General features: G+C 70.3%; 19 protein-coding genes and 2 pseudogenes. 9 read left to right on the forward strand and 12 right to left on the reverse strand.

Features of this window, described 5'->3' with window-relative positions; translation table 11 throughout:
- The first annotated feature begins 834 nt into the window (after positions 1-834).
- On the forward strand, positions 835-1,824 hold the full coding sequence (locus tag AB0C36_RS18860; RefSeq protein ID WP_358355418.1) for an L-threonylcarbamoyladenylate synthase: 990 nt from the start codon (positions 835-837) through the stop codon (positions 1,822-1,824).
- A 16-nt stretch (positions 1,825-1,840) separates the two neighbouring features.
- Here AB0C36_RS18860 and AB0C36_RS18865 read toward each other — a convergent pair.
- A pseudogene (locus AB0C36_RS18865) lies at positions 1,841-2,041 on the reverse strand (hypothetical protein); the annotation flags it as partial.
- A 541-nt stretch (positions 2,042-2,582) separates the two neighbouring features.
- Complete coding sequence (locus tag AB0C36_RS18875; protein WP_358355420.1) at positions 2,583-3,620, reverse strand: TetR/AcrR family transcriptional regulator C-terminal domain-containing protein; 1,038 nt, start codon at positions 3,618-3,620, stop codon at positions 2,583-2,585.
- Positions 3,621-3,798: 178 nt separating this feature from the next.
- Here AB0C36_RS18875 and AB0C36_RS18880 point away from each other — a divergent pair, with 178 nt between their 5' ends.
- From AB0C36_RS18880 to AB0C36_RS18890, 3 genes are all read left to right on the forward strand, one after another.
- Entirely contained in the window at positions 3,799-5,010 is a 1,212-nt protein-coding gene (locus tag AB0C36_RS18880; protein WP_358355422.1) for an FAD-dependent monooxygenase, read from the forward strand.
- Between the two features lie 203 nt (positions 5,011-5,213).
- Positions 5,214-5,684: a hypothetical protein gene (locus AB0C36_RS18885; protein ID WP_358355424.1), complete on the forward strand. Its 471-nt coding sequence runs from the start codon at positions 5,214-5,216 to the stop codon at positions 5,682-5,684.
- A 170-nt stretch (positions 5,685-5,854) separates the two neighbouring features.
- Positions 5,855-5,977, forward strand: coding sequence for a hypothetical protein (locus AB0C36_RS18890; RefSeq protein ID WP_358355425.1), 123 nt, complete (start codon positions 5,855-5,857; stop codon positions 5,975-5,977).
- Between the two features lie 229 nt (positions 5,978-6,206).
- Here AB0C36_RS18890 and AB0C36_RS18895 read toward each other — a convergent pair whose 3' ends face one another.
- The 3 genes from AB0C36_RS18895 to AB0C36_RS18905 all read right to left on the reverse strand — a co-directional run bounded on the left by AB0C36_RS18895 (position 6,207) and on the right by AB0C36_RS18905 (position 9,822).
- Entirely contained in the window at positions 6,207-7,517 is a 1,311-nt protein-coding gene (locus tag AB0C36_RS18895; RefSeq protein WP_358355427.1) for a serine hydrolase domain-containing protein, read from the reverse strand.
- 479 nt (positions 7,518-7,996) lie between these two features.
- Entirely contained in the window at positions 7,997-9,169 is a 1,173-nt protein-coding gene (locus AB0C36_RS18900) for a sensor histidine kinase (RefSeq protein ID WP_358355429.1), read from the reverse strand.
- A complete protein-coding gene (locus AB0C36_RS18905; protein WP_358355430.1) occupies positions 9,166-9,822 on the reverse strand; it encodes a response regulator transcription factor in 657 nt (218 codons plus the stop codon). Before AB0C36_RS18905 ends, AB0C36_RS18900 begins: the two co-directional genes overlap by 4 nt.
- Before the next feature lie 116 nt (positions 9,823-9,938).
- Between AB0C36_RS18905 and AB0C36_RS18910 the strand changes: the two genes are divergently transcribed.
- Positions 9,939-11,030: a serine hydrolase domain-containing protein gene (locus AB0C36_RS18910; protein ID WP_358355432.1), complete on the forward strand. Its 1,092-nt coding sequence runs from the start codon at positions 9,939-9,941 to the stop codon at positions 11,028-11,030.
- Positions 11,031-11,851: 821 nt separating this feature from the next.
- Here the strand turns inward: AB0C36_RS18910 and AB0C36_RS18915 are convergent.
- Positions 11,852-12,112, reverse strand: coding sequence for a hypothetical protein (locus tag AB0C36_RS18915; RefSeq protein WP_358355433.1), 261 nt, complete (start codon positions 12,110-12,112; stop codon positions 11,852-11,854).
- A gap of 894 nt (positions 12,113-13,006) precedes the next feature.
- Between AB0C36_RS18915 and katG the strand changes: the two genes are divergently transcribed.
- Together katG and AB0C36_RS18925 are read left to right on the forward strand one after the other, a co-directional pair.
- Positions 13,007-15,196 carry a catalase/peroxidase HPI gene (gene katG / locus AB0C36_RS18920; protein WP_358355435.1) on the forward strand — a complete coding sequence of 730 codons (2,190 nt, stop codon included), beginning with the start codon at positions 13,007-13,009 and terminating at the stop codon, positions 15,194-15,196.
- 267 nt (positions 15,197-15,463) lie between these two features.
- Positions 15,464-15,961: a toxin TcdB middle/C-terminal domain-containing protein gene (locus AB0C36_RS18925; RefSeq protein WP_358355452.1), complete on the forward strand. Its 498-nt coding sequence runs from the start codon at positions 15,464-15,466 to the stop codon at positions 15,959-15,961.
- On the opposite strand, the gene AB0C36_RS18930 is transcribed toward AB0C36_RS18925, so the two are convergent.
- The 4 genes from AB0C36_RS18930 to AB0C36_RS18945 are packed head-to-tail and all read right to left on the reverse strand — an operon-like array spanning position 15,876 to position 21,065.
- A complete protein-coding gene (locus tag AB0C36_RS18930; RefSeq protein ID WP_358355437.1) occupies positions 15,876-16,673 on the reverse strand; it encodes an ABC transporter ATP-binding protein in 798 nt (265 codons plus the stop codon). The two genes, AB0C36_RS18925 and AB0C36_RS18930, sit on opposite strands and share 86 nt — an antisense overlap.
- Before the next feature lie 55 nt (positions 16,674-16,728).
- Positions 16,729-18,570: a dipeptide/oligopeptide/nickel ABC transporter permease/ATP-binding protein gene (locus AB0C36_RS18935; protein ID WP_358355439.1), complete on the reverse strand. Its 1,842-nt coding sequence runs from the start codon at positions 18,568-18,570 to the stop codon at positions 16,729-16,731.
- Positions 18,567-19,511: an ABC transporter permease gene (locus AB0C36_RS18940; protein ID WP_358355441.1), complete on the reverse strand. Its 945-nt coding sequence runs from the start codon at positions 19,509-19,511 to the stop codon at positions 18,567-18,569. Before AB0C36_RS18940 ends, AB0C36_RS18935 begins: the two co-directional genes overlap by 4 nt.
- 21 nt (positions 19,512-19,532) lie before the next feature.
- Positions 19,533-21,065: an ABC transporter substrate-binding protein gene (locus AB0C36_RS18945; protein ID WP_358355443.1), complete on the reverse strand. Its 1,533-nt coding sequence runs from the start codon at positions 21,063-21,065 to the stop codon at positions 19,533-19,535.
- A gap of 341 nt (positions 21,066-21,406) precedes the next feature.
- On the opposite strand from AB0C36_RS18945, the gene AB0C36_RS18950 reads away from it, so the two are divergent.
- A complete protein-coding gene (locus AB0C36_RS18950) occupies positions 21,407-23,653 on the forward strand; it encodes a glycoside hydrolase family 3 C-terminal domain-containing protein (RefSeq protein WP_358355454.1) in 2,247 nt (748 codons plus the stop codon).
- A gap of 125 nt (positions 23,654-23,778) precedes the next feature.
- Here the strand turns inward: AB0C36_RS18950 and AB0C36_RS18955 are convergent, their stop codons facing one another.
- On the reverse strand, positions 23,779-24,357 hold the full coding sequence (locus AB0C36_RS18955; RefSeq protein WP_358355445.1) for a TetR/AcrR family transcriptional regulator: 579 nt from the start codon (positions 24,355-24,357) through the stop codon (positions 23,779-23,781).
- A gap of 10 nt (positions 24,358-24,367) precedes the next feature.
- A complete protein-coding gene (locus AB0C36_RS18960; protein WP_358355446.1) occupies positions 24,368-25,696 on the reverse strand; it encodes a glycoside hydrolase family 1 protein in 1,329 nt (442 codons plus the stop codon).
- A gap of 137 nt (positions 25,697-25,833) precedes the next feature.
- Here AB0C36_RS18960 and AB0C36_RS18965 point away from each other — a divergent pair.
- Positions 25,834-26,091 (forward strand): annotated as a pseudogene (locus AB0C36_RS18965) (hypothetical protein); the annotation flags it as partial.

Consider the following 26,091-nt stretch of genomic DNA (forward strand, 5'->3'; position numbering starts at 1 on the left):
ACGCACACCACCCGCGACCGGCAGATGCCACCGCTCAACGACGGCCGAGGCAGGCCGCGGGCGCCGCTTCACCCGAAGCCGCAGGCACGTCCGCGGATCTCGAGCAGCGTATTGCCACCCGCACCGCGACCATCGAGCGCGATGTGCCCGAGATCGCCCGCCCCCGGCAGCAGGGCTTGTGACGCCCCCGCAACCCGCCGCCAGGACACCCTCGTCTCAGAAGCACCGGAAAACGCCGCCGTCGCCCGCACACCTGGGCCCCCGGGCGGTCCAGCCCGGGGGAACGGGCCGCCGATGTGGTGGGCGGTAATTCGGTGCGATCAACCTGTGGGTGAACAACGCCTTCACCCCGCGTTCGGCAGGTTCACAAGTTTGTCCCCGCTGCGGGATCCCGCTGCAGAGTGCGTGCTGCCGTGCAAACACGCCATCCAGGGCCGACGGAATCGCTCCGCCGCGAACTGCCGCACGACAAGGCGCACGTCCGGGTCTCTCCGTCAACGCTCCGCAGTTCGGCCGGCTGCGCAGTCGTCTGCCGCGGCACGCCCAGCCGGTACCGCCGAACCACCAGCCGGAGGTTGCCGCCCGTGCGGTGCTGCGTGCCGCCCCGAGCATCCGCGCTGACGCAAGTACCGGGGGACGCGTCCACACGCTCACGAAGGCCGGCACCGCGGGAGTTGCGCCCGGTCTCCAAGGCACCGTCGATCCGTCCGAAGCGGCGGGCGGTCGCGCCGACCAGGCGCTTCGCGCTGCGAAGCGCCTGCCCACCCGCGGCACGCCGCAGCAATCCGCCGGGTTCCGACGGCGCCATGGGACGCGCGCGCGGCGCAGGGTGGGATGATTGCGCGCGTGACGGCAAGCATCACTGACATCGAGAAGGCCGCCGATGTGCTGCGCGCCGGGGGCCTGGTGGCGTTCCCGACCGAGACGGTCTACGGCCTGGGAGCGAACGCGGAGGACCCCGCCGCGGTCGCGCGCATCTACCAGGCCAAGGGGCGCCCACCCTCGCATCCTCTGATCGTCCACCTCTCGGACGCGGAGCACCTCGACGGTTGGGCCAGGGAGGTACCGGAGACGGCGCGGCTGCTGGCGGAGCGCTTCTGGCCGGGTCCGCTCACCCTCGTCCTGCGGCGCGGCCGCCGGGTGTCCCTCGAAGCGACGGGCGGCCTGGACACGGTGGCGGTGCGCGTGCCGGACCACCCGGTGGCGCTCGCGCTGCTGTCGGCCTTCGGCGGGGGCGTCGCGGCGCCGTCCGCCAATCGCTTCGGTTCGGTCAGCCCCACGACCGCGGACGACGTCCGTGCCGAGCTCGGCAACGCCGTCGACGTCGTCCTGGACGGCGGCCCGTGCACGGTCGGAGTGGAGTCGACCATCGTGGACACCACCGCCGAGGCTGCGGCTGTGCTGCGCCCCGGCGGGGTGACGCGCGAGGACCTCGAAGCGGCACTGGACCGGCGGCTGGCGGTGCACTCCGCCGGCGGAGTTCGCGTGCCGGGCCGGCATCCGTCCCACTACGCGCCGCGGGCCCGGGTCGTCCTGGTCGAGCCGGAGAAGGTTGTTGCGGAGGCGGCGCTCGCGCAGGAGCTCGGGCACCGGGTGGGCGTCCTGCTGCCGCCGTCGTTCGCCGACAACCACGTGAAAGCCCACGCAGTGGTGGCCGTCCCCGATTCGGCGGCGGCCTACGCGCGCGGGCTGTACGCCTTCCTCCGCGAACTCGACCGGCACGAATGCGACCTCATCGTCGCCTCGCTCCCGGCCGAGGACGGTCTGGGACTTGCGATCGCCAACCGCCTCGGCCGCGCCGCGGGCCCGCGCCCCTCCCCGTGACCGGCGCAGACGCCGTTCACGACCCGGCGGCAGTGCCCACGGCCCCCAGACTGTCGGCGGTGGCATCGAGGCCGCGGGCGGCGACCACTCGGGCGCTGCCGTCGGTGAGGCGGTAGCGCAGGCCCACGACGGCTCTCTGCCCTGCGTCGACCCGCGCGGCAAGGACCCGCGAGCGGTCGAGGAGCAGGTCCACAGTGTGCCGGACGTGGACGGCGAGATCCGGAGGCCGGCGCGATCACGGAGAGATTCGGCGCTCGCGGCGGGGAACCGCGGTACGGGGCCCTGTGTGGCGAGCCGTGTAGTCAGCCTGCCGCGTGTGCGGGCAGGTCCCTGTTGCCGTCACCCCGGGTCGCTGTCATTACGCCGGAGTCGGTCAGACATCGGCCGCCGGCTCGGACCAACTCCCACCGGTAATCGCCGCCGAGCGTCCACAGCAGAGCCCCGTGGAGGGTGGCGAGACGGTGGATGCGGCCGCCCCCTCCCGCTCGGCGTGATCGGCCCAGGCTCGTGCCGAAGCAGTGCCGGTGCGGCGGTTCCTGACGGTAGGTGAGAGGGCGCGCGGCGCTATCGGGATCCGCGGTCATCCCCGAACCGGCGTACCAGCAAAGCCGACCGCAAGCGGCGCGGCCGACGCGGCAGTCGGCCGCACCGACACCGCTGTGAGGCCTACAAGCAGCGCAACACCGTCGAACGCTGTATCAACAGCTCAAGCAGTGGTGCGGCGTGGGGGCGACGCGATACGACAAGAACGCCAACATCTACCGCGCAGGCTCGCCATCGCCGCCATCCGCGTCTGGGCGGCACGATGATCCACCGGAAAGCGCCTGGCCAGGCCGGCCGGCGGAACGCTGGTTGAGGAGTGAGGCGAGGCCGCCGAGGAGGCACTGGAGGCCGAACTCGAAGAGGGCATCGAGGTCGAGGTCGTAGCCGGCCGCGGCGAGGTTGGAGAGTGCGGGGAACCGGCCGGTGGCCAATACCGCCAGGAGCGCGGGCTCCTGGGTGTCCATCCACTCCTCGCTGTCGAGTCCGCTGTGCGCCTCGGCCTCCCGCTCCGTCTCCAGGTTGACGGCGATGCCGCGAGCGTAGTTGAGCAGCGCGAGGTGCGCGGTGAAAGCGGAATGCAGGTCGAGTCCGTGGGCGTGCAGGATCGCCAACATCCACTCGCCGTACGGCAGTGCCGAGGTGATCACGGGCGGACGTGTGATGGACAGCGCCGGTGCGAGCCAGGGGTGGCGGCGGAACAGCTCCCAGAGCTGCCGGGCAGCCAGTTCGATCGCCTCCCTCCAGCCCTGCGGAGGGTCGGCGGGCAGCGGGTGCTGCGCGATGACGCTGTCCATCATCCGCGTCAGCAGGTCGTCCTTGTCGGCCACGTGCCGGTACAGCGACATGGTCGCCACCCCGAGCTCGGCGGCCACCCGGCGCATGGTGACCGCGGCCAATCCTTCGGTGTCGGCGACCGTGACGCCTGCGTCGACGATCCGTCCGAGGGTGAGCGCCGCCTGGACCGAGGACTCGTCGGACGGCCCACCCGGGCGTACCGCGGCCGTGGGCCGGGCTGCCCGTCCCGGGCGGCTCGGGGCCGCCACTACCGTCCCGACGCCCGGGACGGCGCGGACCGTGCCCTCACGGCGCAGTTCGGTGAGTGCCTTGGTCGCGGTCGCCATGGCGACGCCCCACTGCCGCGTGATCTCCCGGGTCGAGGGCACGCGATCGCCCGGCGCCAGTTCGCCCGTCTCGATCCGCCGCCGCAGTTCGGCGACGATCCGGCTGTAGCGCGGTACCGCCTGTCCGCTCACTGACACCCCTCCGCACTAGTGCACTTGTACGGCGTCATCCTAGCCACCGACACCGGGCTGCCCCGGGTACCAGCGTCCTTTCTTGCCTCTGCGCACTAGTGCATCGTTGTCCAACACCTCATCTTGAAAAGGCATTTCGTGATTGCGCATCGCTCTGCGTACGGCGTACTTTCCCACCATGCCGAACAACGAGATACTCATTTGCGGCGCCGGTATCGCAGGTCCCGCGCTGGCGTACTGGCTACGCAGGGGAGGCTTCACGGTCACCATCGTGGAACGCGCGCCGGCACCCCGGCCGGGCGGGCAGACCGTGGATCTGCGCGGCGCCGGCCGCACTGTGGTCGAACGAATGGGGCTGATGGACCAGGCCAGAGCGCAGAGCGTGGACCAGCGCGGCCTCGCCCTCGTGGACGCCTCCGGCCGGACCACCGCGCGATTGCCCGCCGACAGCTTCGGCGGCGAGGGAATCGTCTCCGAGATCGAGATCCTCCGCGGCGACCTCGCCCGTCTGCTGTACGAGGCCACCCTGCCGGACACGGAATACCTCTTCGGCGACACCGTCACCGACATCCACCAGGACGCGGACACGGTCACCGCCACCTTCGAGAACGCCGCGCCGCGCCGCTTCGGGCTGGTCGTCGGCGCGGACGGACCGCACTCCGTGGTCCGCGCGCTCGCCTTCGGCCCGGAGCGGGAGTTCGTCCACCCGATCGGCCTGTACACGGCCTGGTTCACCGCCCTCGACAGCCTGGACCTCGACGGCTGGTTCCTGATGCACAACGCGCCCGGCGGCCTGGTTGTCTCTGCCCGACCCGGCCGCGTCCCCGGCGAGATCAACGCCGGCTTCAGCTTCCGCTCACCACCGCTGACCTACGACAGCCGCGACACCACCGCCCAACAGGGACTCGTAGCCCGGCGCTTCGCCCACGTCGGCTGGGAGACCCCGCGCCTGCTGCGGGCGATGCACACCGCCCCGGACTTCCTCTTCGACTCCATGGGTCAGGTCCGCCTCGACAGTTGGTCGCGCGGCCGCGTGGCGCTGCTCGGCGACGCCGGATACTGCGCGACCCCGCTGACCGGCCTCGGGACCAGTCTTGCCCTGGTCGGCGCCTACGTCCTGGCCGGTGAACTCGCCGCCGCCAAAGGCGACCACGGTGCCGCCCTCCGCCGCTACGACACGGTGATGCGCCCGTACGTACGCCAGGCCCAGCAGTTGCCGCCCGGCGGAGCCGCCGGGTACGCACCGTCGAGTCGGCTCGGCATCCGGCTGCGCGACCTCTCGATGCGGTCGACGACCCGCTGGCCGATGCGGAACCTGCTCGCCGCACAGTTCGCCAAGGCCGGGCACATCGCACTGCCGCAGTACAGCCTCGCCGCAGACATACGCTGACCGGCCCCCAGCCACGGGCCGGCGTTCCCGGCTTTCGGGGACGGCGGTCCCTGGTGCCTGGGACGCGGATGCGCGGACAGTGGCCGACAGTGGCGGACAGAGCGTGCTCCACAGCAGAGGCCGAACAGGGGGCGGTGACGTGGGCCGGCGAAGGTTGGACAGCACGGCGGAGTACGGGCGTGATGTGTGCAGCGGAGGCTCCGGTGGGCAGTGACGCGCACAGTGGCGTCACGCTGCGGCTGGGCCATGAAAACCCGCGCGGCGCAGGCATGTTCGAGCGCATCACCTACGCCATGACGGCAGTGGTGTCGCCTCGTCCTGAACGTGGCGCCGACGACGTCGAGGGGCGGTGCTCCGCGTGCGGTGCGCGGTTCGTCTACCGGGTGTGGTCGCGATCGGCGTTGCGGAGGCGACGCGTCGCGTGGACCGCCGTCCTGCATACCGGCATCGCCGTACTGGTGGTGTGGGTCCTTCTGCTGAACAGGTATCCGGAGGCGTCCGCAGGCGGGCACACTGTCGTGTCGGGCTCGGTGTGGGCGGTCGGCGTCTTCGGGCTGGCGGGGGTCCTGCAGGGCGTTTCTCGGCTGTGCAAAGAGGATGGCACCCGCCTGGTCGACGCGCCGAGTCGGCACCGCGGATTCCGCAGCGTCCGCAGCGACGGGCCGACACCATGACGGCGCATCGGCGCATCGGCGGCCCGGCGGCCCGAGCACTCTGTGGCGTCGCGACACCGAACCGATGTTGCCTGTCCGTACGTTGGACATCGCAGCTGTCCGATCCCGTCGTACACCGCGCTCGGGAGCAAGACTCGTCGCCGCGCCGGCGCCGGCAGATATGCCAGGCGGTGACTGACAACAGCTTCAGCACTGATGCGATCTCCGACATCGAGCGCGTGTCCCGCAATGCCGACGGCGACACCGTCGGTCCCGGCCGGCACCTCGGCGCGCGCGACCGCGCGGTCAACTGACCGCACGTTGGCCGGCCCGTCGGGCCCAGGCATCGACGGCGGTGGCGCCGACGAGAGTCCGGCTGGGCCGGCCGCCGCGCTGCCCGGTCACCCAGTCATGCACGACCTGTCGTGTTCCCTGGTGCGGCGGCTGCACCCATGCCATGACTGGACGCAATGCACCCGGCGTCATCGCATTGCCGATCCTTGCGGCTCTTCCGGGAAAGGCGCGGCCTTGTTTCCGCTTCTCTCAGCCCCCAGTGATCAGTTGGCGGGTCAGACGGACTATCGGACGGGTGGATTCCATCTCGTAGTTGGACAGGATCACCGTCACGTACCCGCTGTCGGGGTAGATCGCCAGCTCGGTCGCGGCGCCGTTGCTCGCTCCGCCGTTGTGCCCGTACCACGTCTGGTCGCCGGTGATCGTGACGGTCGGACCGTACCCCTGGAACGCGACCGGCGCGGGGCCGGGTGGCGGTGCCTGCGCACCGGCCTGTGCCCCGGGTTGCGGTGCCTGCGCACCCGTCGGCCCACCGGGCTGCGGTGCCTGCGCACCCGTCGGCCCACCGGGCTGCGGTGCCTGCGCACCCGCCGGCCCACCGGGCGGGCCGGCAGACATCGGCGGCATCGGCGTCTTCCCGCTGAGCATCAGCCGGGTGTACGCCCGATTCAGCAGTTTCTCCTCCGACAGCGCGCGAGCAAACCGTTCCATCTCGGCGCAGGTCGAGAACGCACCGGGGACGAAGATTTGCTCGTCCAACGACTCGACCCGGTCCGCCGACCCCGGTGGGCGCCAGTAGGAGTGGGCGATCCGGCGGTCCTCGCGCATCTGCGGCAGCGTGTAGTAATCGGTACCGGCCATGCCGGTGGCTCGGAAGACGTGCTGTCGCAGGTAGTCGTGGAACGGCTGCCCGGACGCCCGCGCGACGATCTCGTCGAGCAAGTGGTACGCCGAGTTGCTGTACCCGCTGCCCGCGCCCGGCGGGAAGGCCAGTGTCTGCTTCCGGATGAAGCCACCGATGCCCTCGAACACCTGGGTCTCGCTGGTCCACGTACGGGCGGTCTCCCAGAACCCGGGCATTCCGTGGTGGTCGCCCAGACCCGAGGTGTGGGTCAGCAGATGATGGATCGTCACCTGGTCCGCGATATCGGCCGGGAATCCTTGTAGGTGTGCGCCGAGCTTGTCGTCGTACCTCAGCTTCCCGTGCTGCGCCAGTTGTGCCACGGACACAGCGGTGAACAGCTTGGCGACCGAGGCCAGGCCGAAGAGCGTGTCCGGCCCGTTGGGGACCGACCGGGCTTTGTCGGCCCAGCCGCATGACCGGGCGAGCACAGTCCGTCCCCGATGCGTGACCAGCAGAGAGCCGGAGAAGGCGTCCTTGGCCGCCTCGTCCGTGACAAGCCGGTCCAACTCACCGCCGGGCCGCAGCCCCTTTGGCACCGCCCCCATCGCCGGCGCGTCGTCCTTCGCGGCCGACCATGTGGCCCCGGCCGCCACTGCTCCGGTCGCAGCGACTGTGGAAGCACCCAGGATGCCCAGAACCGCTCGGCGAGACGCCATGTGAAACCACCCTTTCCGACTGCGATTTGACGGTGACCAGGTTTATCCGCCGGAACCGATGGGCGGCCGATCGGCGATCCATATGCGTTCCATAGATGGCCGTTGCGATACTGCGCGGGTAGGCCGCTCCCCCGGCTTTGCCGCACGCGCCGAGCATCGCCTCTACCCGGGCGCCTTCGCCCCTCGCCCCTCGTCCCCCGCCCCTCGCCCCTCGCCCCTCGCCCCTCGCCCCGAACCGGCAACGCCGTCGCCGGAACGATCGGAAGGAACTCGCCGCCAACTCAAAGAACTTCAGCAACAGCGCGAACCCCGACCGGATCGCTCCCGACGTGTTCCGCGGTCGCTCCTGATCCTCGTCCAACAGCGTCCGGGCCTCGATCAGGTCCTCCGGCTCCCGGTCCTGTGCACCCCGGGCTCCTCCCGGTCGTCATGACCGGATCAACCTCGCCGAGCGCCGCCGCGCCACAGAGAGCTGCTTGTCAGTAGTCGTGGCTTCGGGAGGACATCCGTATCGCGCCGTGCGGGAGGTCGATGGTCACGGTGAGGCCGCCGCCGGCCCGGGCGGTGACGGCGATGTGCCCCTGGTGGGCGAGTGCGACCGCACGCACTATGGACAGTCCAAGCCCCAGTCCGTCAGTGCGAATGCGGGTGCCCTGCCCCTGTACGAAGGGTTCCAACAGCGTTTCCACCTGCTCGGGCGGGATGTCCCGGCCGGTGTTGGAGATCCGCAGGACGGACCGTTTGCCCTCCGTACCCGTGCCGACGGTCAGGTGCCCGCCCGGGCGGTTGTAGCGGACGGCGTTGTCGACCAGATTGCCGACCATGCGTTCCAGCAGGACGGGTTCCCCGGTGACCGGCGCCGGCCGCAGCTCGGATCGCACGGTGAACCCGGCGGCGGCCGCCCGAGCCTGGGCGGTGGCGAGGGCGGCGGCTGCGATGGCGGCCAGGTCGGCCGGTTCTCGGGTGGTGACCCCGGCCTGGCTGCGGGCCAGCAGCAGCAGTCCGTCCAAGACGCGCTGCATGTGCTCGACCGCGTTGCGTACGTCGGCGGCCATCGCCAGGAGTTCGTCACGGGGCGGGTGTCCGTCCAGGGTGACGTCGATGGCGGTGCGGGCGGTGGTCAGCGGGGTGCGCAGTTCGTGGGCGGCGTTGGCGGTGAACAGCCGCTGGCTGTCCAGGACCCGGTCGCGTTCGGCGACGCCGTGCTGGATGCGGTCCAGCATGTCGTTGACCGTGCCGGCCAGTGCGGACAGTTCGTCGGTCGGGGCCGTGACGGGGACCCGCTCGGTGAGGTTCTCGGCGGACAGCCGCCGGGCGGTGGCGGAGATCACGCGGATCGGCCGCAGCACCCGCCCGGCCACCAGCCATCCGAGAACAGCGGTCAGGACGGTCACCACGACGAGCGCCAAGCCGGCCCGGGCCAGCAGTGCGGACAGGGTGTCGGCCTGCACCTGGTCCGCGAGACCACGCACTCCCTCGGCCTGCGGCGGCGCCGGCTCCGGCGTGCCCGGCGGCGAACCGGCCGGGTCCAAAGAGGTGTGGATCGTGCGGCGCCGCATCAGAAGGTAGGTCAGCCCGGTCAGCGCCCCACCGGCAGCCAGCACCAACACCGTCTGGAGCAGCGCGAGCCGGGTCCGCGCGGTCAACCTCACGAACCGATCCGGTAGCCGGCCCCGGTGACGGTTTCGATCAGCGGAGGTTCGCCGAGCTTGCGGCGCAGCGTGCCGACGGTGATCCGCACCGCGTTGGTGAACGGGTCCGCGTGCTCGTCCCAGATTTTGTCCAGCAGTGTTTCGGCGCTGACCACGTCGCCGTTCGCGGCGAGCAGTTGGTGGAGCACGCCGAACTCCTTGGGGGTCAGGCGCAGCAGGCGTCCGTCTCGTTCGGCGCTGCGCCGGGCGGGGTCCAGGGCCAGTCCGGCGGCCTGCAGCACCGGTGGGCGGGCCGGGGCGCTGCGCCGGATCAGGGCGTGCACCCGTGCGACGAGTTCGGAGAACGCGAACGGCTTGCCCAGGTAGTCGTCGGCGCCGAGCATCAGACCTCCGACGCGGTCCTCGACGGCATCGGACGCGGTCAGCATCAGCACCCGCGACCTGCCCTGCCGGGCGAGTCGGCGGCACACCGCGTCGCCGTGCACGACAGGCAGGTCCCGGTCGAGGACCACAACGTCGTACGGCGTGACCTCGCACTTGTCCAGCGCACTACGGCCGTCCACGGCTACGTCGACGGTGAACCCGTTTTTGCGCAGCCCGGCTTCGATGTACCGGGCGAGGGGCTGCTCGTCTTCGACCAGGAGCACACGCATCTGGGGATCATCGCAACGCTCGTATATGAAACGCGTATGGTCCGCCGATCGGCGGCGCATCGGCGCCGGCCCGTACATCTGGTCTCCCGGAAAGTCATGCGGAGAGGATCACGACGATGAGGCGCGGCAAGACGATGGGCCCAGCCCTGGGAGTAGCAAGTGCGGTGCTGGTGCTGAACGTTCCGGCACCGGCGCACGCCACCGCCGACCGGCCCGTGCTCGGCGACGTCCAGCAGGCGATAGCGGAGGTGGCGAAGGCGTACGGCGTGGTCGGGGCCATCGGCGAGGTGTACGTGGACGGCAAGCGGTGGGACAAGGGCACATCCGGGTCGCGTCTGCTGGACGGCAAGGGCGGGCGCATCCCTTCGAGTTCGCGGTACCGCATCGCGTCCCAGACCAAGCTCATGGAGGCCACGGTCATCCTGCAACTGGTCGCGGAGGGCAAGATCAGCTTGACCGACAAGCTCGGCGACGTCCTGCCCGAGATGGCCGAGAACGACTACGTGGAGCGCGCCGACGAGATCACCGTGGCGCAGCTGATCCGGCACACCTCGGGCATCCCCGAATTCATCGACAGCGGCCAGTTCGACGTATTCGACTTCACCACCGCCTACGAGCTGATCGACCTGGTGAAGGCCGCGCGTACTGTGCCCCGGCAGAGCGATCCGGGAGAGTACCGCTACTCCACCACCAACTACGTCCTCCTCGGCATGATCATCGAGAGGGTGACCGGCAACAGTCGGGCCACCGAGTTCAACCAGCGCCTGTTCGCCCCGCTCGGCATGAAGGACACCTACCTGGCCACCAAGGTCTCCGACCAGATCAAGGGTCCGCACGGGCACGGCTACCACCCCGACGTCAACGGAGCACCACGCGACGTCGATCAGCTCAACGCCACCATCGGCGCCGAAGGAGCGATCTCCACCGCACGCGACGTCAGCGCCTTCTACCGCGCGCTCAACAAGGGCACGCTGCTGCCCGCGGACCTGCAACGGCAACTGCCGCGGCCGTTCCCCAACCTGTGCGGCGGGACGGTCTCCTCCGCGGCGGGTGGCATGCCCGGGATTACCTCCACCACCTTCTCCACGACCGACGGCCGAATCCAATTCGCTGTGGCTGCCACGCTGAAGATCGACAACGAGCAGGCCATGGCCGTGGGTGACGCCATCACCAAGGCCGCGGAAGCCGTCCTCTGCCCCGACCAATAAACGCAGCCGCCCCTCCGAACCCAGCCCCGCTCCCGCACACGCCAACACGCGCGCGGGAACGGGGCCACCCAAACCACACCCACCCACGACAACATCCACCCGCGCCTCCGCGGATCGTCGCGCCTCGGCCTCGGCCGGTATCCGGACCCCCGCGTCCGGCAGGCTCGAGACCACCTCTACACCGGGGGTAGGTGCTCAACTCTCATGGGCTTTTTCCAAAAGGGACTGCTCACCAGGACAGGGCGGCCCCCGTCCGCGCGCCGTCGACGACTGTCACTGCCGGCGCGCCGCTCGGTCTTCTCTCTACTGAGAGCACGAGAGAACAGAGGACGCCCTACGTGAGATCTGAGCGTCGGCGGCGGCAGCACCGAATTCTCCCCGCGGTGTCGCTGTGCCGACATCTGCCCCGCACCCGAGTCGTCGCGGGCGCCGTGACCGAGATCCGCCACGGCAACATCCGACCTGGCTGCCTGCTCGCTTGGCTCGCGTGTGGCCCTGGATGCCATGACCATGTCCGAGCCGATCAGGGCTGGTTGGGCGATCATCGGCGAGATGGGGTGGACGGCCATTTTACGCCGAGGGACGTGGAGGGCCCCGTACGTGCCGTTCTGACATCCCTACAGACCCTGCCGATGCCGACTCGTATGGTCCATCGGGCGTGACGGCAACGAGCGCGAAGACGCCGCCGCGCCGGCCGCCACGCTCGCGAACGGCTCGTACGCAGGAGTCCCCGGCACTCGTACGGCCGCTTTCAAAGCTCTTGAGTTCAGACGAACGACCGTGGACTTCCTGGGCGCCCCGATCCACCGCAAGGTGCGAACTCAGATGGAATCAGGAGGTGTTCGTCCTTGATCGGCCCGTTCCTCGGTACGCCACCGCCGCGCCGTTCCCGCCCGGATGCCCGCAAATTCGGCTGCCTGTCCCGGCGTGAGTCCGGCCGCCATCGCGGCGACGACTGCAACCTTGAGTTGACGCAGCACTTCCAGTTCGGCGTTCCTCGCCTCCTGGTACCGCACGCCGTACTCGACCAGGTCCATCTTCAACTTCTCCAACTCCCCCACGACCACCACTCCTCCGAGCACGCCACACCTGGATCGCCATACCTCAGCACACCATCAGCCCTTGATCCATTCCGCTCACCCCTCCACTGATTTCCCCGGCCGGGGTCACGCGACCCGGAGCTCCAGCGGAGACGCCCGGAGACGGAACGCCTGGTTCATGGGCAAGGCGGCGTCTCCGCCCCGAAATCGAACTGCCCGAATGACTGCCTGATCACGTCGCGAGCGGCACCAACGAGGACTCGGCGAGGATCCGGAACCCCGCGGCAGCGGGCCCGTCGGCGGTAGAGGAGCGGGAGCGCATTCGGCATGGGTCCTGGCACCGTTCGAACAGACTTGCAGCATGTCCGCGGTCATGCCGCAGGCGGCTCGGGACGAGGCCGATCCCGGCGAGGGGGAGCGCGTCGTTCTCGCCGCGGTGCGGACGCGCAGCGCGGTCAGGCAGGCTGCTCGCGCGTCACCCGCGGCCGGAAATGCCCGTTGACGTCGGGCTGGGAACGACCGGAGTCATCGTCGGCTCGTTTCGCGGGTGCTCCGTCCGGGGGGACGATCCTGACGGATCCCGTGGCGGATGTGGAGAACGGGCCGGTCTCCTCAACCCGACGCCGGCAAGCACGCGAGGGCGGCTTCCCCATGACGACGCCGACGGGGGCGCCATGCCGCGCGCAGTGGCCACTCACGAAGCCTGCGGCGTTGCACCCTTTTCGTTGCGCCGCGTCGCACCCTGCCGCCTTTCCGAGGAACGAACCAGCGAACGCTCATCGGGCGGGACACGCTCTGCGTGTCCTCCCAGGCGCACGGCTTTTGGTGCGCGAATATCGGGGCAGCAGGCACGTGTCCGCCCCGGGCCGGAAGGAAATCCCGGGAGGCGTGGGCGCTGCGGCCGCACACAAGCACCGAGTGAGGAAGAAGGCGGGCGTGTCCGGTAGCGAGAGCGAAAATCCAGCGATCCCCTCCCCCACCCCCGCGACCACGCGTCCGAGAACAAACCGGGACTGGTGGCCGCAACAGCTGGACCTTCAGGTACTCCGCCAGCATTCCACCCGGTCCGAGCCATTGGGCGGGGATTTCGACTACGCGAAAGAGTTCGCGAAGCTCGACGTCGACGCCCTCAAAGCGGATGTCTTCGCGGTGATGACGACGTCCCAGGACTGGTGGCCTGCGGACTACGGCCACTACGGACCGCTTTTCATCCGGATGAGCTGGCATGCCGCGGGAACGTACCGTATCGCCGACGGCCGGGGCGGCGGGGGCGGCGGCGCCCAGCGCTTCGCACCCCTCAACAGTTGGCCGGACAATGCGAGCCTGGACAAGGCGCGCCGTCTCCTCTGGCCGGTGAAGGAAAAGTACGGGCAACAGATCTCCTGGGCCGACCTGCTGGTCTTCGCCGGCAACTGCGCCATGGAGTCGATGGGATTCAGGACATTCGGATTCGCTTTCGGCCGCCCGGACGTGTGGGAGCCGGAGGAGATCTTCTGGGGGCCTGAGGACACCTGGCTCGGAGACGAGCGCTACAGCGGCGACCGGGAACTCGCCGGCCCGGTCGGCGCCGTCCAGATGGGTTTGATCTACGTTAATCCCGAAGGGCCCAACGGGAATCCGGACCCGATCGCCGCCGCGCGGGACATCCGCGAAACCTTCGCGCGCATGGCGATGAACGACGAGGAAACGGTCGCTCTCATCATCGGCGGCCATACCTTCGGCAAATGCCACGGCGCGGTCGACCCCTCGTACCTCGGCCCGGAACCCGAGGGCGCCCCGCTCGAACAGCAGGGCCTCGGCTGGCGGAACACGTACGGCACCGGCAGCGGGGTCCACGCGATGACCAGCGGGCTGGAGGGTGCCTGGACCTCCGAACCGACGAAGTGGGACAACGGCTACCTCGACAACCTTTTCCGCTACGACTGGACGCTGACGACGAGCCCCGCCGGCGCACAGCAGTGGACCCCCACGGATCCGTCGGCCCAGGACACGGTGCCGGACGCCCACGACCCGTCGAAGCGGCACGCTCCGATGATGCTGACGACCGACCTGGCCCTGAAACTGGACCCGGTCTACGGACCCATCTCGAAGTCCTTCCACGAGAACCCGGCAAGGCTCGCGGAAGCCTTCGCCAAGGCCTGGTACAAGCTGCTGCACCGTGACATGGGGCCCCTCTCGCGCTACCTCGGCCCGTGGATCCCGGAACCGCAGCTGTGGCAGGACCCCGTACCCGCGGTCGACCACGAACTGGTCGGGGACGCCGAGGTCACCGCCCTCAAGGCGAAGATCCTCGACGCGGGCCTCTCCGGCCCCCAGTTGGTCGTCACCGCCTGGGCCGCGGCGGCGAGCTTCCGCGGCACCGACAAGCGCGGCGGGGCCAACGGGGCGCGCATCCGACTCGCGCCGCAGAAGGACTGGGAGGCCAACGACCTGCCCGAGGTGGCCGACACGGTGCGGTCCCTCGACCGGATCCGCCAGGAGTTCAACGACGGGCGATCCGACGGAAAGAAGGTCTCGCTCGCCGATCTGATCGTCCTGGGCGGATGCGCGGCGGTCGAACAGGCCGCGAAGGATGCCGGGCACGACGTCACGGTCCCGTTCGCGCCCGGTCGTACGGACGCCTCGCAGGAACAGACGGACGTGGAATCGTTCTCCGTCCTCGAACCCCGCGCCGACGGGTTCCGCAACTACCTGCGGCCCGGTGAGAAGCTCTCGCCGGAGACGCTGCTGTTGGACCGTGCCAACCTGCTGACGCTCACTGTGTCGGAGATGACGGCGCTGGTTGGAGGTATGCGCGCCCTGGGCACCGGGTTCCGGCAGTCCTCGCACGGGCTGCTCACCGACCGCCCGGGGGTGTTGACGAACGACTTCTTCGTCAATCTGCTCGACATGGGCACAGAGTGGAAGCCCTCCACGACTGCCGAGAACGTGTTCGAGGGTCGGGACCGCGGCACGGGTTCGGTCAGGTGGACGGCCACCGCGGTCGACCTCGTCTTCGGTTCGCACTCCCAACTCCGGGCGATCTCCGAGATCTACGCCTCCAAGGACGGCGGCGCGCGCTTCGTGCGCGACTTCGTCGCTGCCTGGGACAAGGTGATGAACCTCGATCGGTTCGACCTGCGCTGAGTCCTCCCACGCCGGCACCGACACCGGCACCGGCGCTCAGCATGTAGTAGCCACTACCCAGCGCACCGCACCACCGATCGCCTCTCGTTTCGCCGCCGGCCGGCTGCATACACCCGCCGGCGGCGAAAAGCCCTGCCGGCCCGCAAGCCGCGCGGTCGACGGCGTCGGCGAGTTCCTCACGACCGTCGCGGCGACGACCGTCCTCTGGCCGTTCAAGGCGGCGACCATCGACCTGCACACGACCGAGGGCCGCTCCTGACGCCGGACCTGAAAGCGGACGAACTCCGGCACGCTGCGCGGGCCTTCACCGGCCTGGAACTGCGAACCGAGACCTTCTCGTTGGGGTCGCCGGGGCCGGAGAGACCGGAACCGGAGGGGCCGCAGCCCGAGGGGCCGGAGCCGAACGTCGTGTTGTACGCGGTGACCGAGCACACGTCAGGCCTGAGACTCCTGCAACCGGCGGCCTCCGGCGAGGCGCCGGTCTTCCAGGTGCTGCCCGCCGCCGAGCCGCACTACGCGGCCGAGCGGGACCCGAGCGACCCTCGGGTCACCCAAAGGCTGGTGCTCGCCGCCGACGACCTGGGCTGCGTCACCCTCGCCGCCGCGGTGATCCGTCCCCGCCGCGTCATCCCGGCCGGGACGCCACCGGAACTCGCCGCCGCACAGCGTGAATTGACTGTCACCTGTACGGCCGGTGCGCGGCGACCACCTTCGGTGCCGCGCGCAGGAGTTCACGGGTGTACTCGTGCCGCGGTTCTTCGGTGACGGCGGCCGTGGTGCCGGTCTCGACGATCTCGCCGTGCCGCAGGACCGCGACGCGGTGGCTGACGACGCGGACCACCGCCAGATCGTGGGAAACGAACAGGTATGCCACACCGGTCTGTTCCTGGATGTCCAGTAGGAGGTCGAGGATGGTCTTCTGGGTGGTGAGGTCCAGCGCGGAGACCGGTTCGTCGCACACAACCAGCCGTGGGCGCGGAGCCAGGGCGCGGGCGATGGCGACGCGTTGGCGTTGGCCGCCGGAGAATTCGCGGGGCAGGCGCTCGGCGGCGTCGGCGGGCAGGCGTACCCGGTCCAACAGGTCGCCGATCCGCGCTCTGGCGTCGCGGCGGTCGAGCCCGAGGGCGTACAGCGGCTCGGCGAGTGTGTCGCCAATGGTGCGGGACGGGTTCAGCGACGTGTAGGGGTCCTGGAAGATCACTTGGAGTTCGCGGGCCAGTTCGCGGCGACGGCGTCGCGTCGCGTGCTCGATCGGTTCCCCGTCGAAGACGATCGTGCCGGAATGCACGGGTACGAGGCCGAGCACGGCACGTCCGATCGTCGTCTTGCCGGAGCCCGATTCGCCGACCAGGCCCAGCGTTTCCCCCGGCCGTATGTCGAGGCTGATGCCCTTGAGCACCTCGGCCCGCGGCGCTCGCCGGCCCTTGCCCGGGTATGACACCCGAAGGTCCCGGATGTCCAGCATCGTCTCGCTCATGCGGCGCTCCTCATGGTGCCACGGATGGCCTGGATGGTCGTCGGCAGGGCGGGCCTCACGCGCCGCTCCCGGCCTTGTGCGGCTGCCAGGGGGCACGAGCGGGGACGTTGTCGAGGACCGCGTCGAGGAGCGTACGCGTGTACGGGACGCTCGGCGCGCGCAGAATCCGCGCCACGTCGCCGCTCTCGACGATGCGTCCGTCGTGCATGACGGCGACCCGGTCGCAGATTTCGGCGACGACACCGAGGTTGTGGGTCACCAGCAGTACGCCCATGCCGCGTTCCCGCTGGAGCCGACGCAGCAGTTCCAGGACCTCCGCCTGAACCCGGACGTCCAGCGCGGTGGTGGGCTCGTCGGCGATCAACAGGTCCGGATCGCAGGAGACGGCCCCGGCGATGAGCACCCGTTGCGCCATGCCGCCCGAGACCTCGTGCGGGTACAGACCCATGACCCGTTCCGGCTCCGGGATTTCGACCTGTCGAAGCAGTTCGGTCGCCCGCGCCCGGGCGTCCTTGCGGGACAGTCCGAGCACGACCCGCAGCGGCTCGACGAGCTGGCTGCCGATCGTGAAGGACGGGTCGAGGTTGCTCATCGGTTCCTGCGGTACGTAGCCGACCACTCGGCCGCGCAGTTCGCGGTGCCGTGACTCCGGCAGACCCACGATGTCGCGCCCCGCGATCGTGATGCTCCCGGTGAGCACGCGCCCGCCTTCGGGCAGCAGGCCGAGTACGGAGAACGCGGTCTGGGTCTTCCCCGACCCGGACTCGCCCACCAGTCCGACGATTTCGCCGGGGGCGACGTCCAGGTCGATGCCGCGCACGACCTCGCGGGTGCCATCGGGCAGGTCGTATCCCACGGAGAGTCCCCGAACCGACAGCAGCGTGGCGCGCTCGCCGGCGTGCGGGCGGTCCGTGGCACTGCCCGGCGCGTCGTCGGTGCGGGGGCTGCCCGCCGCCTGTTCCGGACGAAATCCGGAAAGGACTCGACGTGTTCGACGGCGCCGCCGGGGCGGGGGCGTGCGCTGTTCCTCCAGCGCGTCGCGCAGCCCCGCCGCGATCAGGACCAGTGCGCTGGAGGTCAGGCCGAGCGCCAGTCCGGGCCAGAGCATGAGGGTCGGTTCGCGCTGGATGTTCTGGAACGCCTCGTTGAGCATGGCGCCCCAGGTCGGGGTGTCACCGCTGCCGATACCGAGAAACTCCAGTCCGGCCTGCAGGCCGATGGCGATTCCGGCGACGAGGGCGACCATGATGATGATCGGGCCGCGGACGACGATGAGCACGTGCCGGCCGACGATGCGGGTGTCGGACAGGCCCGACACCCGGGCGGCATCGACGTACAGCTCCTTGCGGACGTCGGCGACGATGCCCCTCACCAGTCGGAAGAACGCCGGGGCGACGAGGAACCCGAGGACGACCATCAGCACCCAGACGGTGGGGCCGAGGACGGCTCGCGAGGCGAGCAGCACGACCATCGCCGGCAGCGCCATGACGAGGTTGGCCGCCCAGTTCGCGGCGGCGTCGAACCTTCCGCCGTAGTAGCCCGCAAAGAGCCCCGAGGGGACACCGAGCACCAGGGCGACGACGAGGGAGATGAGCGCGCCGACCAGGGTGTTGCGGCCCCCGAAGAGGATGCGCGACAGGAGGTCGCGGCCCGCGGAGTCGGTGCCCAGCGGGTGTGCCCCGCCGGGCCCGGCGAACGCATCGCGCAGTACGGCGGTGTTCGGGTCGGCCGGAGCGATCCAGGGCGCGAACAACGCGCCCAGCACTATGAGAGCGAAGACCACGAGCGCGCCGAGCGCCAACGGGTTCCGGACGAGGCGGCGCAGCACGCCGTGCCGCGCGGCGGTGGCGGACGCGGCTGCCGGCGCGACGCCGTCGGTGGGCAGAACGGCGGTCATGCGGCCCTCGCCTTCGGGTTGAGCCAGCCGATCAGCACGTCGACGAGCAGGTTGATCAGGACCACTCCGACCACGGTGAACATGACCAGGGCCATGATCACCGGGATGTCACCGCGGGTGGTGTAGCTGATTGCCATGCTGCCGATACCCGGCAGGGCGAAGATCTGCTCGACGAGGACGGCACCGCCGAGCAGGCCGACGAACTGCATGCCGAGGACCGACAGCGCGGGCGCCGAGGCGTTGCGCAGGACGTGCTTGAGCACGACCCGGTGTTGCGGCAGTCCGCGTGCGCGCAGGGTGCGTACGTAGTCCTGCCGCAACGCGTCGACGACCGCGCCGCGGACCTGCTGGGACACCCCGGCGACCGTGCCGACCGACAGGGACAGGACCGGCAGCGTGATCGTCGACAGCCAGCCGCTCGGTGACTCCGCGAACGGGGTGTAGCCGATCGCGGGGAACCAGTTCATCTGTACGGCGAAGAGCTGCACCATGACCAGGGTCACCAGGAACCCGGGCAGGGCGTGTCCGAGGACTCCGACGAGCTGCACCGTCCGGTCGATCGCCCCGCCCCTTCGGACTCCGGCCCACACGCCGAACAGGAAGGACACGACCGTGGTGACGACGGTGACGCCGACGACCAGGCTGACGGTGACCGGCAGCCGGTTGCCGATCGCGGTGTTCACGTCCTCGCTGGTGAACCAGGAGGTGCCCAGGTCACCGCGCAGGGCGTTGCCGAGCCAGTCGGTGTATTGCTCGACCACCGGGCGGTCCAGGCCGAGTTCGGCGTTCTTGGCGTCGACGGCCTCCTGGGTGGCGGCCGGGCCGAGGAGTTGGCGGCCGGCGTCCGTGTCGGCGATGGAAAGCAGCAGGAAGGACAGGAACGAGATCACGAACAGGAGCAGGACCCCCGACGCGATCCGCGCCGCGATGAAGCGGGGCATGGCACGGGCCTTCGGTCGGGGCTACTTGGCCGGCTTGTAGTTGTAGATCGAGGGGACGGCCATGCCGTCCTGCGGGGCGATCTCGACGGAGCCGTCGGACACGTGCAGGTACGTCATGCGATAGAAGGGGACGAACCACGCGTTCTCGACCAGGTGCCGGTTCAGTGCCTGGGCGGCGGCCTTCTCCTGGTCGCCCGTTTCCGTCTTGAGCTTGGCGAGCAGGTCCTGGACCGTGGGATCCGTGGTGCCGAAGATGTTGAACGGGCCCGGCGAGACCAGGTCGTTGGCGATGACCCAGTCGTTGGAGGACTGGCCGAGGTTCATGACCATGCCGGAGAACTCCCGGCCCCGGATGATGCGGTCGATGGCCTTGGTGGGCTCGACCTGCTCCCACACCAGGTTGATGCCGACGGCCTTGAGGTCGGTCTGCAGGGAGGCCGCAAGTGCGTCGTTGACGATGGTGGCGACGCGCGGGAGTTTGAGGGTGAAGCCGTCGGGGTGGCCGGCCTCGGCAAGGAGTGCCTTGGCCTTGGCGGGATCGTGCGCGTAGTAGCTGTCGAGTTCCGGCTTGTAGCCGGGGCTTGTCGGTCCGAAGACCTGGGCGGTGGCGGTGCCGCGGCCCTGTCGGAGCTGGCTGACCATGGTGGCCCGGTCGACGGCGAGGTTGATCGCCTGCCGGACGCGCGGGTCCTTCAGTTGCGGCGTGATCTTGCCGTCGCGGTCGAACAGCAGGATCCCCTGGAAGTCGAACTCCTGCTTCACGGCCTTGATGCGGTTGTCGGACTCGATGCCGATCTGCTGGTCGGCGAGTTGCAGCAGCGCGGCGTCGATCTGACCGGTCTTGACGCCGTTGACGATAGCGGTCTCGTTGTCGAAGACGCTGATGCTGACGGACTTGTAGGGCAGCGGGGCACCCCAATAGTCGGTCTTGCGCTCGTAGGCCCACTTGGTGCCGATGACCGTCTTGCCCTTGTCGAGGGTGTACGGCCCGGTGCCGTCGGGCGCGCCCTTGAGGCTGTCGGGCTGCGCGAACCGTGCCGGGTTGGCCATGAGACCCGCGGCGTCGCTCAGGTAGTAGAGCATGGCGGGGTTGGGCTGCTTGAGCTTGAGGTTCACATGTGTGCCGTCGACGACGTCGACCGCGTCCAGGTCGTTGAACCAGCGGGTGTTGGACCCCTGGGTCGCCTTGAACCGGTCCAGGTTCGCCTTGGCGGCGGCGGCGTCGAATGGTGTGCCGTCGGCGAATTTGACGCCCTCGCGCAGGGTCAGGCGCAACTGCGTGCGAGTCGCGTCCAGTTCCCATGTGGTGGCGAGCATGGGACTGTAGGTGCCGTCGGGCTCGCGCTTGAGGAGCGTGTCGTACACCGTCTGGAAGAACGGCAGCGTGCTGCCGATCGCGGTGGTGGGGTCGAAGCTCTGCGGCACGGAGAGCGTGGCGATGGCGAGGCTGTCGGTGTTGGCCGAGTGGCCGCCGGATCCCCCCGCGCAGCCCGACACGGTCAGCGCGGAGGTCACGAAGACCGCCAGAGAGGCCTTCCGGGCGTGGTTCGTCATGTGTTCGCTCCGACGGGAGGGGGACCAGGTCCCGAACGATGGGCCGATTTCGCAGAAGCCGGTTTCGCGGCACGGACGCGGGCGAGCGATGTTGCGGCAGGAGGCAGCCCGAGGGCCGTACTCCGACTCGACCACCCGGCAAGGCGCCAAAACAGTAAGTCGATCGGTTTCTACGAGTCAATGGCCTCCGGGCATCCTTGACCCAGAAAACCGATCAACTTATGGTTTTGGCCTGCCCACCGGTAGTCGCCGGTAGCCACCGCCCACGGAACGGAGCCGACGTGGCCCAGCACGAGCTGACGCTCGCCGAGAAAGCGTCCCTGACCAGCGGTTTGGGCCAGATGACCAGCAAACCCGTGCCACATGCCCAAGTTCCCTCGGTCACGATGTCCGACGGGCCGCACGGGCTGCGCCTCCAGGGTGAGGACGCCGACGCCGGTCAGTTGAACCTGCGCGCCGCGACCCCGGCCACGTGCTTCCCGCCCGCCGTGGCCCTCGGCAGCAGCTGGGACGTCGACCTCGCCTACCGCGTCGGGGCGGCCATCGCCGCCGAAGCCGCGGCCCACGGCATCGGCGTCCTGCTCGGACCGGGCGTCAACCTCAAGCGCTCACCGCTGTGCGGGCGAAACTTCGAGTACTTCTCCGAAGACCCGTGGCATTCGGCCGAGTTGGGCGGCGCAATGGTGCGCGGCCTGCAGGACGCCGGCGTCGGTGCGACCCTCAAGCACTACGCGGCCAACAACCAGGAAACCGACCGCATGCGGATCAGCGCGGACATCGACGAGCGCCCCCTTCGCGAGATATACCTGCGCGCGTTCGAACGCATCGTCCGCCGCGACAAGCCGTGGGCGGTCATGTGCGCCTACAACGGCGTCAACGGGGTGCCGCTGTCCGAGAACGCCCGGTTGCTCACCGACGTACTGCGCGACGAGTGGGGTTTCGACGGGCTCGTCATGTCCGACTGGGGCGCCGTGCGCAACCGCGTCGCCGCGCTCCGCGCCGGACTCGACCTGGAGATGCCGCCCACCGGCGGCCGTACGGACCGGGAGGTCGAGGCCGCCGTCGCCGCGGGCGACCTCGACGAGGCCGTTCTCGACCGCGCCGTCGAACGGGTGGTCCGCTTCGCCCGCCGGGCCGCCCGGCCGACCGGAGACGGGACCGGCATCCCGTACGACGACCACCACCGCCTCGCGGGCGAGGTCGCCGACAACTGCGTGGTGCTGCTGAAGAACGACGGTGGACTCCTCCCCCTGAACCCGTCCGCGGGTACCGTCGCGGTCATCGGCGAACTCGCCCGCACCCCGCGCTATCAGGGCGGCGGTAGCTCCCAGGTCAGCGCCACCCGCGTCGACGTGCCGCTCGACCGACTGCGCGCCCTGGCGTGCGGCGCCACCGTGGAATTCGCCCCCGGATACCCCTTGGCGGACGGTCCCCAACCCGACGCCGACCCCGAACGGCTCGCGTCCGACGCGGCACTCCTGGCCGCCGACAGCGACGCCGTCGTGCTGTTCCTGGGACTGCCCCGGCAGGACGAGTCCGAGGGCTACGACCGCGACCACCTCGACCTGCCCGACACGCAGCTCGCCCTGCTGCGGCGCGTCGCGGCCGCCAATCCGCGGGTCGTGGTGGTGCTGTCCAACGGCGGGGTGGTCCGCACCAGTCCGTGGCATGACGATGTGCCGGCCGTCGTCGAGGGCTGGCTCCTGGGCCAGGCCGGCGGCGGCGCGATCGCGCGTGTGCTGTTCGGCCACGTCAACCCGTCCGGCAAACTCGCCGAGACCGTCCCCGAACGCCTTGAGGACAGCCCGAGCTTCCTGTCCTTCCCCGGCTCCGAGGGGCATGTGCGGTACGGCGAAGGCGTCTTCGTCGGATATCGGGGGTACGACGCCGCCCGGCGCGCGGTCTCCTTCCCGTTCGGGCACGGCATGTCCTACACCACGTTCGCCTACCGGGACATGACCGTGGAGTTCGACGAGGCGGGGGCGAACCTTGTCGTGCGTCTCACCGTGACGAACACCGGCTCCCGCGCCGGGCGCGAGACCGTACAGATCTACTCGGCGGCCCCGGCCGACTCCACGATCGAGCGGCCGGTGCGCGAACTGCGCGGCTTCGCGTCCGTGACGCTCTCGCCCGGCGAAAGCCGGGAGGTGGACATCGCGTTCCCGCGCACCGATCTCGCGTACCACAGCGTGCGGGACGACGGTTGGCGTGTCGAAGGGGGAACGTACCGGGTCGAAGCCGCCGCATCCTCACGCGACATCCGTCTCGCCGTGGACGTCCCGGTCGACGGCGACCCGCCGCGCGGACCCCTGACCGCCCGTCACACACTCGGGGAGTGGCTCGACCATCCCGCGGGCGGTCCGCTGCTTCTCGCCCGACTCGCCGCGGTGTCCGGCGGCGCCTCACCGCTCGCCGAAAACCCCATGCTGCTGCGCGCGGCGGCCGGAGTGCCGGTGGAGGTGATCGCGGACTTCGCCCACGGCCTGATCTCCCAGGCGCAACTGCGCGAACTGGAGGAGGAGGTCGCCGCGGCGGCGGCCGCAACGGCCACCCCCGACAGGGAGGTCGGGAGTCCGGGCAGCCGCTGATTCGGCGTACTCGCCGCGGCCGTTCCGCCCGGCCCGGAACCCACGAAGCGGCGGGACCCCCGGGGGTCCCGCCGCTTCGCGCCGTCGCCGACCGTCCTGCGCGAACTGTCCCGGGCCCCCGCCGGTCAGTCGTCGTCGCGGCGTTCCAGCAGGCTGAGAGCGTCCTTGAGCGGTTGTTCCATGTCCACCGAGCGGTCGTTGAGCCACTGCAACTGGATGCCGTCGACCACCGCGAGGAGCATGGTGGCAAGCCGGTCAGCCGGGAGCGATGCTTTCATCCGGCCCCCGGCGACGCTCTCCTCCACCATCTCGGCGATCCGGGCGCGCAGTTGCGGATAGCGCTCGGCGAAGAAGGCGTGCGCCGGATGCTCCGGGTCGCTTCCCGCCGCCGACATCGACACGAACAACTCGACGAGACCGGGGGTCCGCGCACCCTCGCGGATGCGCTCCAAATGCCGCTCCACCCCCTCGGCGGCCTCCCAGCGCTCGCGCCCTCCCTCGTCACGCGCCCGGAGAACCTGGACCAGCAGGTCTTCCTTCGACGCGAAGTAGTGCATGAGGCCGGGCAGGCTGAGGTTGCAGCTGGCCGCGACCTTGCGCAGGGATGTGCCGCGGTAGCCCTCCGCGGCGAAGATCTCCAGTGCGACCTGGAGGATCTCGCGTCGCTTCGCCTCGCCCTTTTCGTACGGGCCGCGCTTCGCCATGGCAGCCACCTTATTGCGCGGCCGACGGGACGACGGCGCGCAGCGCGAGCGCCAGTCCGCCGAGCCAACGCGCCGACGGCTTCGGGGTGCGAACAAATGTGTCGCGGTCCACCGCGATCAGCCCGAACGTCGGTGTGTAGGAGCCCCACTCGTAGTTGTCGACGGCGCTCCAGTGCAGATACCCGCGTACGTCGATGCCGTCGCGCATCGTCTCCGCGAGCGCCGTCAGCGCCGCCGAGGTGTAGGCGATGCGCTCTTCGTCGTCGGCGGTGGCGATGCCGTTCTCGGTGACCAGGATCGGCACGTCGGGGCCGACGACGGCAGCGGTGTGGCGCACGGCGTGGCCGACGGCTTCGGGGTAGTACTCCCAGCCGGTGATCGTCCGTTTCGCCTCGGCCGGGACCGGCAGCGGGCCGTCGCGTCCGATACGCGTCCGCGAGTACGACTGGACGCCCACCCAATCGTCGTCGCGCGCGGCTTCCAGGAACAGGTCCTCGCGCGGCCACGCGTGCGCCGCGGCCTCGGCCTCGGCTCCCGGCTCGGCCTGGAAGACCTGGTTGGCGATCGTCCAGCCGACCCGGAGGTCGGGCCGCGCCGCCTTCAGGACCGCCGAGGCGGCTCGGTGCGCGCGGACCAGCGCCTCGCTCGTCGCGGTGTCCGGCTCCGCCACCGCGGCCAGGGCCGCGGCCCCTTCGCGGCCGGTGCCGGAGGCGGAATACTCCGACGCGTCCCGCGTGTCGGCGTCGGCTCCCAGGGCGTTGGCGGGGTCTTCCCCCGAGGGCGCCAAGTGGCGGACGAGCGTGGCCATCAGCGCGATCATGTTCGGCTCGTTGATCGTCGCCACATATTCGACGTCGTCGCCGAGCACGTCGAGCGCGGTCTCGGCGTAGCGCGCGAAGAGGTCCGCCGCGTCCGGTGCCGTCCAGCCGCCGCGTGCGGTGAACCAGTGCGGTGAGGTGAAGTGATGCAGCGTCACCACGGGGTTCAGGCCGCGCTCGTGCGCACCGCGGACCATCGCCCGGTAGTGCGCGATCGCGGCCCGCGAGACGGCCCCGGGTTCCGGTTCGACGCGAGCCCACTCGATGCCGAACCGGTAGGCGTTGAAGCCGAGTTCGGCGAGCAGGTCCATGTCCTGCGGCCAGCGGTGGAAGCTGTCGACCGCGTCCCCGCTCGGCGACTCCATGACGCCGCCGACCAGCCTGCGTTCGAGGGCCCACCAATCGCTCGAGACGTTGTTTCCCTCGGTCTGGTGCGCGGAGGTGGACGCGCCGAACAGGAAGCCCGGCCTTGCCCGGAACTCCCGGGGGAGGCCGGCCGGGCCGTCGGTGGACAAAGACATGTGCGAACTCCTTGCGGACGAGCGCGAACGCGGCGGGCGGGCGGCGGGCCGCCCTCCGAAGGGACATCCGGAAAAGCGTTCATTGAACGGTTTTTGTGTTACCTTACCCGCCGTCCTGTCCGTCAGGAAGCTCCTCGATGGAGGAAACCGTGAGGGCCGTCATCCCCCGTCCCACCACGCAACACCGCCCCGGCTCGGCCGCCGGCACCGCGTCCGGCGCCCTGCTGGCCTGCGAGAGATGGCGCGTCGAATCCGCCGACACGGCGCTGGAGCCGGTGGCGGCCGTCGTCCGGGCGCTGCTGGCGCCGCACACGGACGCGGACACCGACGACGGCGAGGTCCGCACGGTCGTGTTGGAACTGAGCGCCCCGGAGGACCCCGCTCCCGTACGGTCC

The organism is Streptodolium elevatio (assembly GCF_040649515.1).
Classification (GTDB): Bacteria; Actinomycetota; Actinomycetes; order Streptomycetales; family Streptomycetaceae; genus Yinghuangia; species Yinghuangia elevatio.